Origin of the sequence: Nocardiopsis alborubida (genome assembly GCF_012396365.1) — a bacterium.
In the GTDB taxonomy this organism is placed as follows: Bacteria; Actinomycetota; Actinomycetes; order Streptosporangiales; family Streptosporangiaceae; genus Nocardiopsis; species Nocardiopsis alborubida.
This window is the reverse complement of sequence record NZ_JAAXPG010000001.1, coordinates 257,965-272,393: the sequence shown is the minus strand read 5'-3', so window position 1 is coordinate 272,393 and position 14,429 is coordinate 257,965. Positions and strand designations below refer to the sequence as shown.

General features: G+C 75.4%; 7 protein-coding genes. 3 read left to right on the top strand and 4 right to left on the bottom strand.

Annotation, left to right across the window (positions count from 1 at the left end):
• The first annotated feature begins 694 nt into the window (after positions 1-694).
• The 3 genes from HGB44_RS01270 to HGB44_RS01260 are packed head-to-tail and all read left to right on the top strand — an operon-like array spanning position 695 to position 10,135.
• Positions 695-2,068 carry a serine hydrolase domain-containing protein gene (locus HGB44_RS01270; RefSeq protein ID WP_061083702.1) on the top strand — a complete coding sequence of 458 codons (1,374 nt, stop codon included), beginning with the start codon at positions 695-697 and terminating at the stop codon, positions 2,066-2,068.
• A gap of 37 nt (positions 2,069-2,105) precedes the next feature.
• A complete protein-coding gene (locus HGB44_RS01265) occupies positions 2,106-9,872 on the top strand; it encodes a non-ribosomal peptide synthetase (protein WP_168443876.1) in 7,767 nt (2,588 codons plus the stop codon).
• Between the two features lie 53 nt (positions 9,873-9,925).
• Complete coding sequence (locus tag HGB44_RS01260) at positions 9,926-10,135, top strand: MbtH family protein (RefSeq protein ID WP_017563712.1); 210 nt, start codon at positions 9,926-9,928, stop codon at positions 10,133-10,135.
• A 41-nt stretch (positions 10,136-10,176) separates the two neighbouring features.
• Here the strand turns inward: HGB44_RS01260 and HGB44_RS01255 are convergent, their stop codons facing one another.
• From HGB44_RS01255 to cysS, 4 genes are all read right to left on the bottom strand, one after another.
• A complete protein-coding gene (locus HGB44_RS01255) occupies positions 10,177-11,199 on the bottom strand; it encodes a DNA topoisomerase IB (RefSeq protein WP_061083582.1) in 1,023 nt (340 codons plus the stop codon).
• 52 nt (positions 11,200-11,251) lie between these two features.
• Positions 11,252-11,548: a hypothetical protein gene (locus HGB44_RS01250; protein WP_210751028.1), complete on the bottom strand. Its 297-nt coding sequence runs from the start codon at positions 11,546-11,548 to the stop codon at positions 11,252-11,254.
• Positions 11,549-11,725: 177 nt separating this feature from the next.
• On the bottom strand, positions 11,726-12,685 hold the full coding sequence (gene rlmB / locus HGB44_RS01245; protein WP_061083584.1) for a 23S rRNA (guanosine(2251)-2'-O)-methyltransferase RlmB: 960 nt from the start codon (positions 12,683-12,685) through the stop codon (positions 11,726-11,728).
• A gap of 133 nt (positions 12,686-12,818) precedes the next feature.
• Positions 12,819-14,222 (bottom strand): cysteine--tRNA ligase, encoded by a 1,404-nt coding sequence (cysS, locus tag HGB44_RS01240; protein ID WP_061083585.1) that lies wholly within the window; start codon positions 14,220-14,222, stop codon positions 12,819-12,821.
• Between the last annotated feature and the right edge of the window lie 207 nt (positions 14,223-14,429).

Genomic DNA, 14,429 nt, shown 5'->3' with positions numbered 1-14,429 from the left:
ACTTCGCGCCCGATCGCGGACCGGACCATCGCGCGCGCCTCCGGCACCCGGCGCCGCCGGGACCGCACCCCGCCACGGGCCCCGCCGCCGCTCCCCCGCACCACTCCGCGGAGGGGCACCCCCACCGGGTGGACGCGTCACCCCTGCTCAGGACCCACGCGCAGCCCATACCACACTCCAGAACCCAGTACATGGGGTTCTCCGCAAAAGACCGAACGTCGTTCAACCGACCATCTCTTCGTCCCCGAAACAACAGGAAATCCGCCGTTTCAACGACCAAAGCAACGCCCACACGAACAGGAGCGCTATTGGCCGCAATCCCCCCTCCATCAGTACGAACGGGTGAGAAGGAACACATACACACGGGTAAACCGAGACCGTTGTCGACCGACGTCCACAAGGTGACACGGACCTTCCGCCGAAGCCTTCACCATCCCGACCGGAAGGCGAACACCCTGCTAACGACAGGGGGACACATCGAAAAACACGAAGGCCCCCGCACGGGGTGAATGTCTTCACACCCCGGAAATCTCCCGGAACGCCCGGACCGTATTCCGCGTCACCTGGTTCCCGACATATCCGAAACCCTTGCCAAGATTCGAAGCGATATGTGAGTATCCGTGGCACGTGCGGTGTACCGCCCCGTCCCCGCCGAAGCGACCGGCCGCTCCCGTCCCGAGCGCCGGCCTTTCGGGTGCCCTCCGACTCCCACGAGGAGAACGTCGTGCGCGACGCCCTGTCCGACCTGCTCCGCCGGACCTCTCACCAGGCCGGCGTCCCCGGAGCCCAACTGGCGGTCTACCACCGCGGTGAGCTGCACACCTGCGCCACCGGGGTGGAGAACGCCCAGACGGGGCGCCCCGTGGCGCCCGAATCGCTCTTCCCGATGGGTTCGGTGACCAAGACCGTCACCGCGGCCCTGATCATGCAACTGGTGGAGGACGGCGACGTCGACCTCGACGCCCCGGTGCTGGACCACCTGGGCGGCCCCGTACACCCCCTGCGGGGCGCCACCCCCCGCCACCTGCTCAGCCACACCGCCGGGCTGGTCTCGGAGCGTTCCGAGGCCGCCCCCGCGCCCTCCCTGCGCCGCTACGTCTCCTCCCTGGCGCCCGAGGACCGCATCGCCGAGCCGGGCACGCTGTTCTCCTACTCCAACACCGGCTACGCCGTGGCGGGCCGACTCGTGGAGACCGTCACCGGACAGGACTGGTGGGAGACCGTGGAGTCGCACCTGTGCGGCTCCACCGGCATGGAGCTGGCTCCGGTCCCGGCGCCGCGGTCCCGCCCCGCCGCCGACCTGGTCACCGGGCACGCCGTCGACGGCGCGGGCCGGGCCCATCCGGTGGGCTTCCACATCGAGCCCGCGCTGGCCCCGGCCGGGGGCCTGGCCGCCAGCGCCACCGCCCTGACGGCCTTCGGCCGCGCCTTCCTCGACCCCGGGCACGCCGCCCTGGACGGCGAGGTCGCCGCCCCGGACGTGCTGCGCGAGATGGGCCGCTCGGTGAGCGTGGCCGACCCCTTCGGCCTCGCCGACGGCTGGGGCGCCGGGTGGTCGCTGCACCTGGCCGGGGACCGCCTGTGGTACGGCCACGACGGAACCCTGGACGGCGCCACCTGCAACCTGCGCGTGGACCCCGAGGGCGGTTCGGTGGTGGCGCTGACCACCAACGCCACCACCGGTGTGACCGCCTGGGAGCACGTGGTCCGGGGCCTGCGCGAGCTGGGGGTGGACGTGGGCCACTACCGCCAGCCCGACGCCGCGGCCGAGGGCACCGCCATCGGACCCGGCCCGGACCGCGTCACGGGGCGCTACGGCAACGGCGGCCTGGCCGCCGAGGTCGTCCCGAGCCGGGACGGATACCGGCTGGTCATGTCCAACGGCTTCGAGGGCGCGCTGTCCACCGGGCCGGGCGGCGCCTTCCGCGTCGTCTCCGAGCGCCACGGCGGGATCGCGCTCAGCGGGCGCTTCCTCGCCGACCCCTCCGAGCCCCGGCGCGCCACGGCGCTCCAGTACAACGGGCGCACCCTGCGCCTGAGCGGGCTCGCCGTGGGCCCCAACGCCTGACCCACTCCCTGCGCAGACGAGGACCGGCACAGCCACCATGAGCAGCGAAGCCACCGCCGACCCCACCACCGACGCCGCCCGGGCCAGGGCCCGCGAGGAGGTCCTGCGCCGCCTGCGCTCGCGCGGCGGGACCGGCCAGGACATCCCCCGCGTCCCCCGCGACCGCCCGGCCGCGCTGTCCTTCGCCCAGCAGCGGCTGTGGGTCCTGGAGCAGATGGCTCCCGGCCGCACCGACTACAACTCCGCCCTGGTGCTGCGGCTGACCGGGGACCTGGACGCCGGGGCGCTGCGGCGCTCCCTGACCGCCCTGGTGCACCGGCACGAGTCCCTGCGCACGACCTTCACCGAGGTGGACGGCGAGGGGCGCCAGGTGATCGGCGCCCCCCGCGAGGTGGAGCTGCCGGTGACCCCGGCCGGGAGCCGCGAGGAGGCCGCCGAACTGGCGGCCCGCGAGTACGCCCTGCCCTTCGACCTGGAGCGCGGTCCCCTGCTGCGGGCCCGGCTGCTGGCCGAGGGGCCCCGCGTCCACGTGCTGGTGCTGTGCCTGCACCACATCGTCACCGACGGCTGGTCCCTGGACCTGCTGCGCACCGAACTGGACACCCTCTACCGCGCCGCCACCGCCGACCCCGGGCGCGCGCCCGGCTCCCTGGCCTCGGACCTGGGCACGCTGCCCGCCCAGTACGCCGACTACGCCGCGTGGCAGCGCGCCCGCCTGGACGGCCCCGCCCTGGACCGCTCCCTGGACCACTGGCGCCGCAGGCTCGCCGACCCGCCCGTGCTCGAACTGCCCACCGACCGCCCCCGCCCGGCGGTGCGCGAGGGGGCGGGCGACACCCTGCCCTTCGCCCTGCCCGCGCCGTTGGTGGAGCGCCTCGAACGCCTGGCCGCCGACCACGGCACCCACCTGTCCACGGTGCTGCTGGCCGCGGCCCAGGTGACCATGGCCCGGTGGAGCCGCAACCCCGACGTGGTGCTGGGCACCGTCACCTCCGGCCGTGAGGACCGGCGGCTGCACGCGGTGACGGGCTTCTTCGTCAACACCCTGGCCGTGCGCCAGCACGTGGACGAGGAGGTGTCCTTCGGCGCGCTGCTGGACCGGACGCGCGCCGGGTTCCTCGCCGACCTCGACCACGGTGAGGTCCCCTTCGACACGGTCGTGGACGCCGTCCTGACCGAACGCGACCCCGCCGTACCGCCGCTGGTCCAGGCCGCCGTGGTCTTCCAGAGCGCCCAGGAGCCCGCGGCGGCGGACCTGGGCGGCCTGGAGGCCGAACCCGTGCCGGTGCGGCGCGGCCAGTCGGTCTTCGACCTGACCCTGGAGTTCCGTCCCGGGCCCGGCGGCGTCGCCGGGTCGGCCGAGTTCGACACCGCCCTGTTCGACCGCGCCACCGTGGAGCGCCTGGTCGGGGACCTCGTGCGGGTGCTGGAGAACGCCGAGGACCCCCGGCCGCTGCGCGCCGTGGCGCTGGTCGGCCCCGAGCGGGCACGGGAGCTGGAGCGCTCCTGGACCGGCGCGCCCGGCCCCCGGCCGCGGAGCCTGCCCGAGCTGTTCGCCGAGCGGGCGCGCCTGCGCCCCGACGACCCCGCCCTGGTCGGCGCGGACCGCACCGTCTCCTTCGCCGAGGCCGACGACCGGGCCGCCCGCCTGGCCCGGCGGCTGCGGGAACTGGGCGTGGAGCGGGGCGACCGCGTCGGCGTGTGCGTGGAGCGCGGTCCGGCCCTGGCCGAGGCGCTGCTGGGGGTGGTGTACGCGGGGGCGGTCTACGTGCCCCTGGACCCGGAGTACCCGGAGGAGCGGCTGGCCGCGATCCTCGACGACGCCGCGCCGCGCGCGGTGGTCGCCGACCCCGCGGGCGCCCGGCGCCTGCCCGGGGGCGGCCCGCTGGTGGACGCGGCCGACACCGACGTGGCCCGGGCGGAGCCGCTGCGCGAGCACGTCCTTCCCGAGGACCCCGCCTACCTCATCTACACCTCCGGCTCCACCGGAAGGCCCAAGGGCGTCCTGGTGGCGCACCGCGGCCTGGCGGCCCTGGCCGCCTTCCAGGGCGAGCGCATGCGCGTGGGCCCCGGCTCGCGGATGCTCCAGTTCGCCTCCCCCAGCTTCGACGCGGCCATCGCCGAACTGGTGGTGGCGCTGCTCAACGGCGCGGCCGCCGTGCTGCTGCCGCGGCCGTCCCTGGCGGGCGAGGGGCTTCCCCGCGCCCTGCGCGAGCACCGCGTCAGCCACGTGACGCTGCCGCCCGCGCTTCTGCCCGGCCTGTCCCCCGAGGAGCTGGGCCCGGTGGAGCACCTGCTCGTGGCGGGCGAGGCCTGCCCCGGCGAGCAGGTCGCCCGCTTCTGCGGCGACCGGGCCGTGTACAACGGCTACGGCCCCACCGAGTCCACCGTGTGCACCACCCTCAGCACGCCGCTGTCGGGCTGCGGCAGCCCTCCCCTGGGCGATCCGGCGACGGGTACCCGCGTACGGGTCCTGGACCGCTGGCTGCGCCCGGTGCCCGACGGCGTCCCCGGCGAGCTCTACATCAGCGGCGACGGGTTGGCGCACGGGTACCTCAATCTGCCCGGCACCACCGCCGCGCGCTTCGTCGCCGACCCGGACGCCGAGGGCGGGCGCATGTACCGCTCCGGCGACCTGGTCCGCCGCGTCGGCGGGCGGCTGGAGTTCCTCGGCCGCACCGACGACCAGGTCAAGATCCGCGGCCACCGCGTCGAGCCGGGCGAGGTCGAGCACGCCCTCACCCGCCTGCCCGGGGTCGAACGGGCCGTGGTGGTGGTCGACGGCACCGGTTCCTCGCGTCGCCTGGTCGCCTACGCCGTCCCCGCCCCCGGGCACGCCCCGAGCCCCGCCGACCTGGAGCTGGCCGCCCGCGTACTCCCCGCCTACATGGTCCCGGCGGCCTTCGTCGTGCTGGACCGCGTCCCGGTCACCGCCAACGGCAAGACCGACCGGAGCGCCCTGCCCGCCGTGGACTGGGCCGGGCTCTCCGGCGCCGAGCACGCCGCCCCGCGCACCCGCGCGGAGCGGGAGCTGGCGCGGGTGTGGTGCTCCCTGCTGGGCCTGGAGCGCGTCGGCGTGCACGACGACTTCTTCCGCGTGGGCGGCGACTCCGTCACCGGCGTGCGCGTGCTCGCCCGCGCCGCCGAGCGGCTGGGCTCCCGGCCCCCGCTGCGCGCCCTGTTCGAGAGGCCGACCATCGCGGCGCTGGCCGAGCTCTACGACGGCTCCGGCGACCGCCGCGACGCGCCCGCGCGGGTGGAGCACGAGGGCCCGGCGCCCCTGTCCGCCGCCCAGCGCCGGATGTGGTTCCTGGACCAGTACTCGCCCGGAGGGGCCGGGTACAACTCCGGCGGCGCGCTGCGCCTGTCCGGTGAGCTGGACACCGCGGCGCTGGAGCGGGCCCTGCACGCCCTGTCCGCGCGCCACGAGGCGCTGCGCACGGTCTTCCCGTCCCGGGACGGCACGCCGCAGCAGGTCGTGCTCCCCGATTCCGGCCTGCCCGTGGAGAGGGCCGAGCTGGACGGCCCGCCCGTGGAGGAGGCCGAGTCGGACGGCCCGCCCGGCGCCGGGCGCGGGGAGCGGCTGGACGCGTTGCTGGAGGAGTTCGCCGCGCGGCCCTTCGACCTGGCCCGGGGGCCCCTGACCCGGGTGCTGCTGGTGCGTGTGGACGAGGACGACCACGTCCTCTCGATCGCCATGCACCACATCGTCACCGACGCCTGGTCGATGTCGGTGCTCGTCGGAGAGCTGGGCGCGCTCTACGAGGCCGCCCGCGAACGGCCCGGCGCCCCGGCCGACGCGCTGCCCGGCGCCGCGGGCCTGGAGCCGGTGGGCCTGCGCGCCACCGACGTGGCCGTGTGGCAGGAGGAGCGGGCCCGCTCGGGCGCCTTCGAGGAACACCTGGGGTACTGGCGCGACCAGCTCGCCGGAGTGGAGCCCCTGGCGCTGCCGACCGACCGGCCCCGGCCAGCCCGGCGGCGCGGCCTCGGAGCCGCGCGCGCCTTCGAGGTCCCCGCCCGGGTGCGCGAGGGCGTCCGCGCTCTGGAGTCCGAGTACGGCCTGACCCTGTTCATGGTGCTGGCGGCCGCCACCGCTGTGACGCTCGCGCGCCACAGCGGCCAGCGCGACCTCGTGCTGGGCACGGTGACCTCCGGGCGTGACAGCGCGGCCCTGGAGAACACCGTCGGGTTCTTCGTCGACACCGTGGCCCTGCGCCTGCGGGTGGACCCCGAGGCGACGGCTGCCTCGCTGCTCGCCGACGTGCGCGAGACCGTCCTCGCCGCGTTCGAGCACGGCGAGGTGCCCTTCGACAGCGTCGTGGACGCGACCGGGCAGGAGCGCGACCCCTCCCGCCCCACCCTGGTCCAGGCTCTGGTGACCCTGCGCAACACGCCGGGCGCCCCCTGGCGGGTGAGCGGACTCGACGCGCGCCCGCACGAGGTCGCCCACCGGCACACCCAGTTCGACCTCACGGTGGAGTTCGCGGAGGAGGACGGAAGGCTGCTGGGCGCGGTGGAGTACGACACCGACCTGTTCGACGCCCGCACGGCCGACCGGATCGCCCACCACCTGACCGCCGTCCTCGACCTGCTCTCCCGCGCGCCCGGGGCGCCCGTGCTCTCCCTCGCCCCCGCGCCCGCGCCGGAGGAGGCCGAGGCCCTGCGCTCCTGGGGCACGGGCGCGCCCGGCCACCCCCCGGCCTCGGTGCCCGGCGTGTTCCGCGAGCGGGCGCGCGAGAACCCCGACGCCCCGGCCCTGGCGGGCGCCGGGGGGGTGATGACCTACGCCGAGCTGGACCGGGCCTCGGCGGCGCTGGCGGCGCGGCTGCGCTCGCTGGGGGTGGGGCCCGAGACGCCCGTGCCCCTGCTGCTGGAGCGGGGGCCGCACGTGGTCACCGCGATGCTCGCGGTGCTGCGCGCCGGGGGCGCCTACGTCCCCGTCCACCCCGACGACCCCGCCGAACGCGTCCGCCTCCTGGTCGCCGGGACGGGTGCGCCCTGCGTGCTCACCGACGCCGCCTCCGCCGACCGGGTTCCGTCGGCCCCCACGGCGGTGCTGGTCGACGCCGCGGACGCCGTACCGGGCGCGGACGCCGGGGCGGAGGTGCTGGACGGCGCCCGTCCCGACCAGCTCGCCTACGTCATGTACACCTCCGGTTCCAGCGGCGCCCCCAAGGGCGTGGCGGTGACCCACACCGACGTGGTGCGCCTGGCCGCGGACCGGCGCTGGTCCGGCGGGCACGCCCGGCGCACGCTCTTCCACTCCTCGCACGCCTTCGACGCCGCCACCTACGAGATCTGGGCGGCGCTGCTGACCGGCGGCACCGTGGTGGTGGCCCCGCCGGAGCGGCTGGACGCGGACGGTTTCGCCGCCCTGGTGTCCGAGCACCGGGTCAGCGCCACCTTCGTCACCGCGGCGCTGTTCAACCTCTACGCCGCGCAGGACCCCTCCTGCTTCGCCGGGATGGAGCAGGTCATCACCGGGGGCGAGGCGGCCAGCCCCCACGCGGTGGAGCGGGTGCGCCGCGCCTGCCCGGGCACGACCGTGGCCAACGGCTACGGGCCCACCGAGACCACCACCTTCGCCGCCCACCACGCGCTGCCCCGGGAGGGCGCCACCCCCGAACCGGTGCCGATCGGCCGCCCCCTGGACGGCACCCGGCTGCACGTGCTGGACGAGCGGCTGCGGCCGGTGCCCGTGGGCGCGGTCGGCGAGCTGTACGTGGGCGGCCGGGTCACCCGCGGCTACCACGGCCGCCCGGGGCTGACCGCCGAGCGCTACGTCGCCGACCCCTTCGGCGGGGGCGGACGGCTCTACCGCACCGGCGACCTGGTGCGCTGGAACAACTCCGGCGAACTGGAGTACACCGGACGCGCCGACGCACAGGTCAAGCTGCGGGGCTTTCGCATCGAACCCGGCGAGGTGGAGGCGGCCCTGCTGCGCCTGCCCGACGTGGCGCAGGCCACCGTCCAGGTGCACCGCGGCGCCTCGGGCGCGCGCGGCCTGGTCGCCTACGCGGTCCGTGCTCCGGGAACGGACGCGGACCTGCCGGACCTGCGCGAGCGGCTGCGCCGGACCCTGCCCGACTACATGGTCCCGGGCGCCGTGGTGTTCCTGGACGCCATCCCCCTCAACGCCAACGGCAAGGTGGACCGGGCCGCCCTGCCCGAGCCCGCCGAGCCCGGGGAGCGCACGGCACCGGACGCGGCCCCGCGCGGCGTCACCGAACAGGCGCTCGCGGGCATCTGGGCGGAGCTGCTGCGGGTCGGGGACGTGGGCCGCCACGACAACTTCTTCACCCTGGGCGGCGACTCGATCCTGAGCATCCAGATGGTCTCGCGGGTGCGCGAGGCCGGGTGGAACATCACCACGCGCGACGCCTTCCTGCACCAGACGGTCGCCGAGCTGGCCGCCGCGGCCGACCGGGGCGGGCCCGCGGACGGGGCCGCCGCGCGGGTCCCGGTCACCGGGACCGTCCCGCCCACGCCCGTGGAACGCTGGTTCCTGCGCACCCGCACGCGCCGCCCCGAGCACTTCGACATGTCGCTGCTGTTCGAGGCGGCCGAGGGCACCGACCCGCGCCTGTGGGCACGGGCCGCCGACAGCCTGCCCGCGCACCACGACATGCTGCGGCTGCGGGTCACCGACACCGCGGACGGTCCGCGCGGGCACCTGGACGCCGACGCGGCGCCCGGCGCCAGGGTGGTGCGTGTGGACGGCGACGACGGGGAGCTGGGGCGGGCGGTGGAGCGCGAGGCCCTGCGCGAGCGTCCCGCCAAGCGGCTCGCGGAGGGCCCCCTGTTCGAGACGGTGGTGTTCGACCCGGGCGGGCGCCGGGCACCGCGGGTGCTGCTGTCGGCGCACCACCTGGTGGTCGACGCCGTGTCCTGGCGGGTGCTGCTGGAGGACCTGGCCACCGCCTACGGGCAGCTGGAGCGCGGGGAGGCGGTGGACCTGGGCGCGCCCACCACCCCCTTCCCCGAGTGGGCCCGCCGCCTCGGACACCACACCGCCCGGGGTGCCTTCGACGGGGACGCCGGGTACTGGGCCGACCTCGCATCCCGGGCCGCGGGCGCCCGCCTCCCGGTGGAGCTGGACTCGGGCCCCAACGACGTGGCCTCCCAGCGGATCGTCACGGCGTCCCTGTCGGCGGAGGAGACCGACGCGCTGCTGCGCCGGGTGCCCGGCACGCTGCGCAGCAGCATCGACGACGTGCTGCTCGGCGCGCTGGGCCGGGTGCTGACCGACTGGAGCGGCGACCCGCGCCTGCTGGTGGCCAAGGAGGGCCACGGCCGCGAGGACCTGTTCGACGACGTGGACCTGTCCCGCACGGTGGGCTGGTTCACCGCCATCCACCCGGTGCTGTTGGAGGTCCCCCCGGGCACCGGAACGGCGGAGGCGGTCGCCGCAGCCCGGGCCCAGCGGCGGGCGGCGCCGGACGGGATCGGGTTCGGGGCGCTGCGCGAACTGGGCGGCGACAGGGCTCCGGCTCCGCTGGCCGCCATGCCCGAGCCCCAGGTGGCCTTCAACTACCTGGGGCGGTTCGGCGACCGGAACGGAGGGCCGGTGGGGCGCCTGCTGCCCCTGCCCCCGTGCGACCACGCCCCCCAGGAGGAGCGCACCGGCCTGTTCGACGTGACCGGCGGCGTCACCGAGGAGCGGCTGGAGTTCTCCTGGACCTACTCGGCCCACCGGCACGGGGCCGCGACGGTGCGGGCCCTGGCCGACGAGTACGCCGAACGGCTGCGCGGCCTCGTGCGCGACGCCGGGCGGGGGCGCGCGCGGAACCGCCGGGCGCGCTGACCGTGCCGCGCGGACGGCGCGCGGCACCCACGACGACAAGGAGAGAGACCGACGTGAGCAACCCCTTCGACGACGAGGACGCCCGCTTCCTGGTGCTGGTCAACGACGAGGGCCAGCACTCCCTGTGGCCCGCGTTCGCCGAGGTGCCCCGGGGATGGCGGGTGGCGCAGGGCGAGTCCTCCCGGGCCGAGGCCCTGGAGTACGTGGAGCGCGAGTGGACCGACCTGCGCCCGGCGAGCCTGATCGCCGCGCAGGAGGGCTGAGCGCGCCGGGGGCGCGCGGGTCCGGCGCGTCCCCGGCACCGTCAGGCGTCGCTGTCGTCACGCAGCATGCGCAGCACCGCCTCCTCCACCCCGCCCTGGGTGGCGAGTTCGCCCGCGGGCACCTCGCTGCCCAGTTCGGGCAGCGCGGCGGCGACCGTCACGCCCCGCTCGTGCAGCCGGAAGACACGGGGGTCGATGTAGGAGTCCCGGGCCACCGCCTCGGTGTTGCCCAGGTAGTCGGCCACCTCGCGGACCACGTGCGTCCTCAGCCTGGCCAGGTCCCTGTCGTCGTCGGGGGGAACGGCCACCGCGACCCCGACCGCGGCCAGGACCGTCGCGTGCCAGGTGCGGAACTCCTTGACCGTGTGCTCCTCCCCGGCGACCTCGCGCAGGTAGGAGTTGAGGTCGTCGGTGTTCACGTCGTGCCAGTCGTCGCCGACGCGGTAGGCGAACAGGTCCTGCCCCGGCGAGCGGACGCGCTGGAGGCCGGAGACCACGCGGCAGATCTCGGGCTCGGCGCACTCGACGCGCTGGTCCTGACCGGATTTGCCGGGGAACTCGAACACCACCGTGCCGCGGCTGCGGCGGACGTGCTCACGCAGCAGGCTCGCGACCCCGTAGGAGTCGTTGCGGGCGGCGTAGGCGTCGCCCCCCGCCCGCAGGAAGCCGAGGTCGACCAGGCGTACGGCCGCCGCCAGGACGCGCTCGCGTCCCAGCCCCCGGCGGCCCAGGTGCCCGGTCAGCGTGCTCCGGATCCCGGGGAGAAGCGCGGCGAAGTCGAGCATCCGGTCGTACTTGGCCTCCTCGCTCCGGCGCCGCCACTCCCGGTGGTAGAGGTACTGGCGGCGGCCCGCGTCGTCGGTGCCGCACGCCTGGATGTGCCCCTCGGACGAGGGGCAGATCCACACGTCGTGCCAGCCCGGGGGCACAGCGAGTTCCTTGACGCGCCGGATCTCGTCGGGGTCGGTGACCGGCTTCCCGTCCGGACCGTGGTAGCTGTAGCCGCGACCGCGGCGACGCCTGGTGATCCCCGGCGAGGCCGGGTCGCTGCGCCGCAGACTCATACCGGGGCCTCCTCGCGGACGACCATGCGCGCTCCCTGGACCGTTCGCCCGGTCAGGACGGGTCGCGGCCGGGCGGGCGCTCCGGGCTCCGGGGCACCGCCCGCGCGTCGGCCGCGTCGGCGGCGACGTCATGGCGGCCCTCGGGTCCGGCCCCCCGGTGCGCCTCGTCCCGCCCCTCGACCGAGTGCAGGCGGTCCTCCAGGAGCTCCAGCACCTCCATCCGGCCGGAGTGGCTCTCCTCGTAGGCGATCAGCTCGCGCACCCGCTCCGCGGGGAGGGGTCGGACGCGCTCGTCCAGGGCCCGGATCGAGAGGTCCTCGTAGTCGGGGATAGGGGGAGTCGCCGCCATGCCGCCCACCTGCTTCCTCTGCGATGGTCAGGTGCAGCAGCACAGCTACCCGCGGGGCCCGACCGGAAAACGGGGGTCCCACGCCGCCCGTCCGGCTCCCCGGAGGCGGAGCCGGACGGTACCGGGCCGGAGGTCCGGCAGACCCCCGGCCCGTCTCCCGCGGACTGCGGCCGAGCGCTACTTCGCCGCGGCGCGGCGGCGGGCCACCTCGTAGAGGGAGACCCCGGCGGCCACGGAGGCGTTCAGCGACTCCGCGTTGCCGATCGGGATGCTCGCGACCACGTCGCAGGTCTCACGCACCAGGCGGGACAGGCCCTTGCCCTCGGAGCCGATCACGATGACCAGCGGACCGGTGGCCAGCTCCAGGTCGGGGATCGAAGTGTCGCCGCCGGCGTCGAGGCCGACGACGAACAGACCCTCCTTCTTGAAGCCCTCCAGCGCGCGGGTCAGGTTGGTGGCCTGGGCCACGGGCAGCCGGGCGAGGGTGCCCGCGGAGGTCTTCCACGCGGTGAGGTTGACCCCGGCCGAGCGGCGCTCGGGGATGAGCAGGCCGTGCGCGTCGAACGCGGCGGCCGAACGGGCGATGGCGCCGAGGTTGTGCGGGTCGGTCACCCCGTCCAGGGCCACGATCAGCGCCGGGGAGTCGGACTCCTGCGCCGCGTCCAGCAGGGCCTCGGGCGCGCGGTACTGGTAGGGGCGCGCCTGGAGCGCGAGCCCCTGGTGGGCCGCGCCGGGCTGGCCGTTGCTCTCACAGCGGCGGTCGAGCTCGGTCCGGGTGACCTCCAGCACGTCCAGGCCGCGTTCGCCCGCGATCCGGGCCGCCTCGTTGACCCGCTCGTCCGGGTCGAGGCTGTTGGCCAGGAACAGACGGGTGGCGGGCATACCGGCGCGCAGCGCCTCCACCACCGGGTTGCGCCCCACCAGGAGGTCGGAGGCGTCCGGACGGCGCCGCTCCCCCTGCTGCGCCCCCCGGGCCTGGCCGCCGGAGTCGGGGCGGCGGGCGGCCCTGGCCCGCTGCTTGCCCTCGTACCAGTGCCGCTGCTCGGCGGGCAGGGTACCGCTCTTGGCCTCCAGTGAGCGGCGGTTCTTGCCTCCGCTGCCCTTGGTCGGGCCCTTCTTGCTCTTCTTCGCCGGCATGGTCGCCGCCTCCCCGTCAGTGTTGCGGGCATACCGGAGGCGCGGGGCATCCGGCTGGTGGAATGTGGCCTGCCGGCGTGAACGCGGCGGCAAACTCCCAGACTAACGCCGCCGCGCCACCGCACGGGCCGCCTCAGTCGCGGCGCAGGTCCCAGCGAGGGCCTTCCGGGGTGTCCTCGACCACGACGCCCGCCCCGGCGAGCTGGTCGCGGATCGCGTCGGCCGCCGCGTAGTCCTTGCGGCCGCGTGCCGCCTGGCGCTGCTCCAGGGCGACCGCCACCAGGGCGTCCACGACCTCGCGCAGCCCCTGGTCGCCGCCGGTGGCCCACTGCTCCCCGAGCGGGTCCAGGCCCAGGACGCCGAGCATGGTGCGCAGCTCACCGGCGATCTCGGCGGCCTGCTCCTTGCCGCCCGCCGCCAGCGCCGTGTTGCCCTCGCGGACGTGGCCGTGCACGACGGCGAGGGCCTGGGAGACACCGAGGTCGTCGTTGAGCGCGGACGCGAACTCCGCGGGCACGTCCGCGGCCGGGGCGACCTCGCCCAGCACCTCGACGGTGCGGGTGAGGAAGCCCTCGATGCGCTGGTAGGCGGTGGCCGCCTCCTGGAGGGCGGCGTCGGAGTAGTCGATGACCGAGCGGTAGTGCACCTGGCCCAGGTAGTACCGCAGCTCGACCGGGCGCACCTTGCGCACCATCTGCGGGATGAGCAGGGAGTTGCCCAGCGACTTGCTCATCTTCTCGCCGCCGACGACGAGGAGACCGTTGTGCAGCCAGTACTGGGCGAAGCCGTCCCCGGCCGCGCGGGACTGGGCGAGCTCGTTCTCGTGGTGCGGGAAGACCAGGTCCAGGCCGCCGCCGTGGATGTCGAAGCTGGGGCCCAGGTACTTGGTGGCCATGGCCGAGCACTCCAGGTGCCAGCCGGGGCGTCCGCGCCCCCACGGGGTGTGCCAGCTGGGCTCGCCCGGCTTGGCGCCCTTCCACAGGGCGAAGTCGCGGGGGTCGCGCTTGTCGCGGTCCGCGTCGCAGTCGGCCGACTCCACGACCTGGTCCAGGCGCTGGTTGGACAGGCCCCCGTAGGGCGGGTAGGAGCGCACGTCGAAGTAGACGTCGCCGGAGCCGTCGGAGGCGGCGTAGGCGTGGCCCGCGTCGATGAGGCGGTGCATGAGGTCGATCATCTCGGGCACGTGCCCGGTGGCCCGCGGCTCCACGGTGGGCGGCAGGCAGCCCAGGATCTCGTACGCGTGCGTGAACGCGCGCTGGTTGCGCTCGCTGACCTGCCACCACGGCACGCCCTCGTCCGACGCGACCCGGATGATCTTGTCGTCGATGTCGGTGACGTTGCGGCAGAAGGTGACGTCGTACCCCAGGTGCGTCAGCCAGCGGCGCAGGATGTCGAAGTTCACCCCGGAGCGGATGTGCCCGATGTGCGGGGGTGCCTGCACCGTGGCACCACACAGGTACAGGGAGGCGGCCCCCTCGCGCAGTGGGACGAACTCGCGGACCTGTCGGGCACTGGTGTCATAGAAGCGCAGACTCACGTTGTCAAGCGTATCCCCTTTCCCCTCACAGCGACGTCACAAACCAGGGACTCCCAGGTGGGAGAAGCCCTCCCGGACATCCCCAAGTGCGTATATGTGATTGGCCGTATTCGGGCAGAAGAGGTGTGAGATAACCCTGACCGGAACCCCGATCCGGCGGTTCTCCCTGCCACTACTCCCTGCATATTCCGACAGAACGACACAGAA

Coding starts and splice junctions, on each gene's coding strand:
- HGB44_RS01255 (WP_061083582.1), bottom strand. CDS start 11,199: ATGAGTCTGCGGCGCAGCGACCCGGCCTCGCCGGGGATCACCAGGCGT.
- rlmB (WP_061083584.1), bottom strand. CDS start 12,685: ATGCCGGCGAAGAAGAGCAAGAAGGGCCCGACCAAGGGCAGCGGAGGC.
- HGB44_RS01250 (WP_210751028.1), bottom strand. CDS start 11,548: ATGGCGGCGACTCCCCCTATCCCCGACTACGAGGACCTCTCGATCCGG.
- HGB44_RS01265 (WP_168443876.1), top strand. CDS start 2,106: ATGAGCAGCGAAGCCACCGCCGACCCCACCACCGACGCCGCCCGGGCC.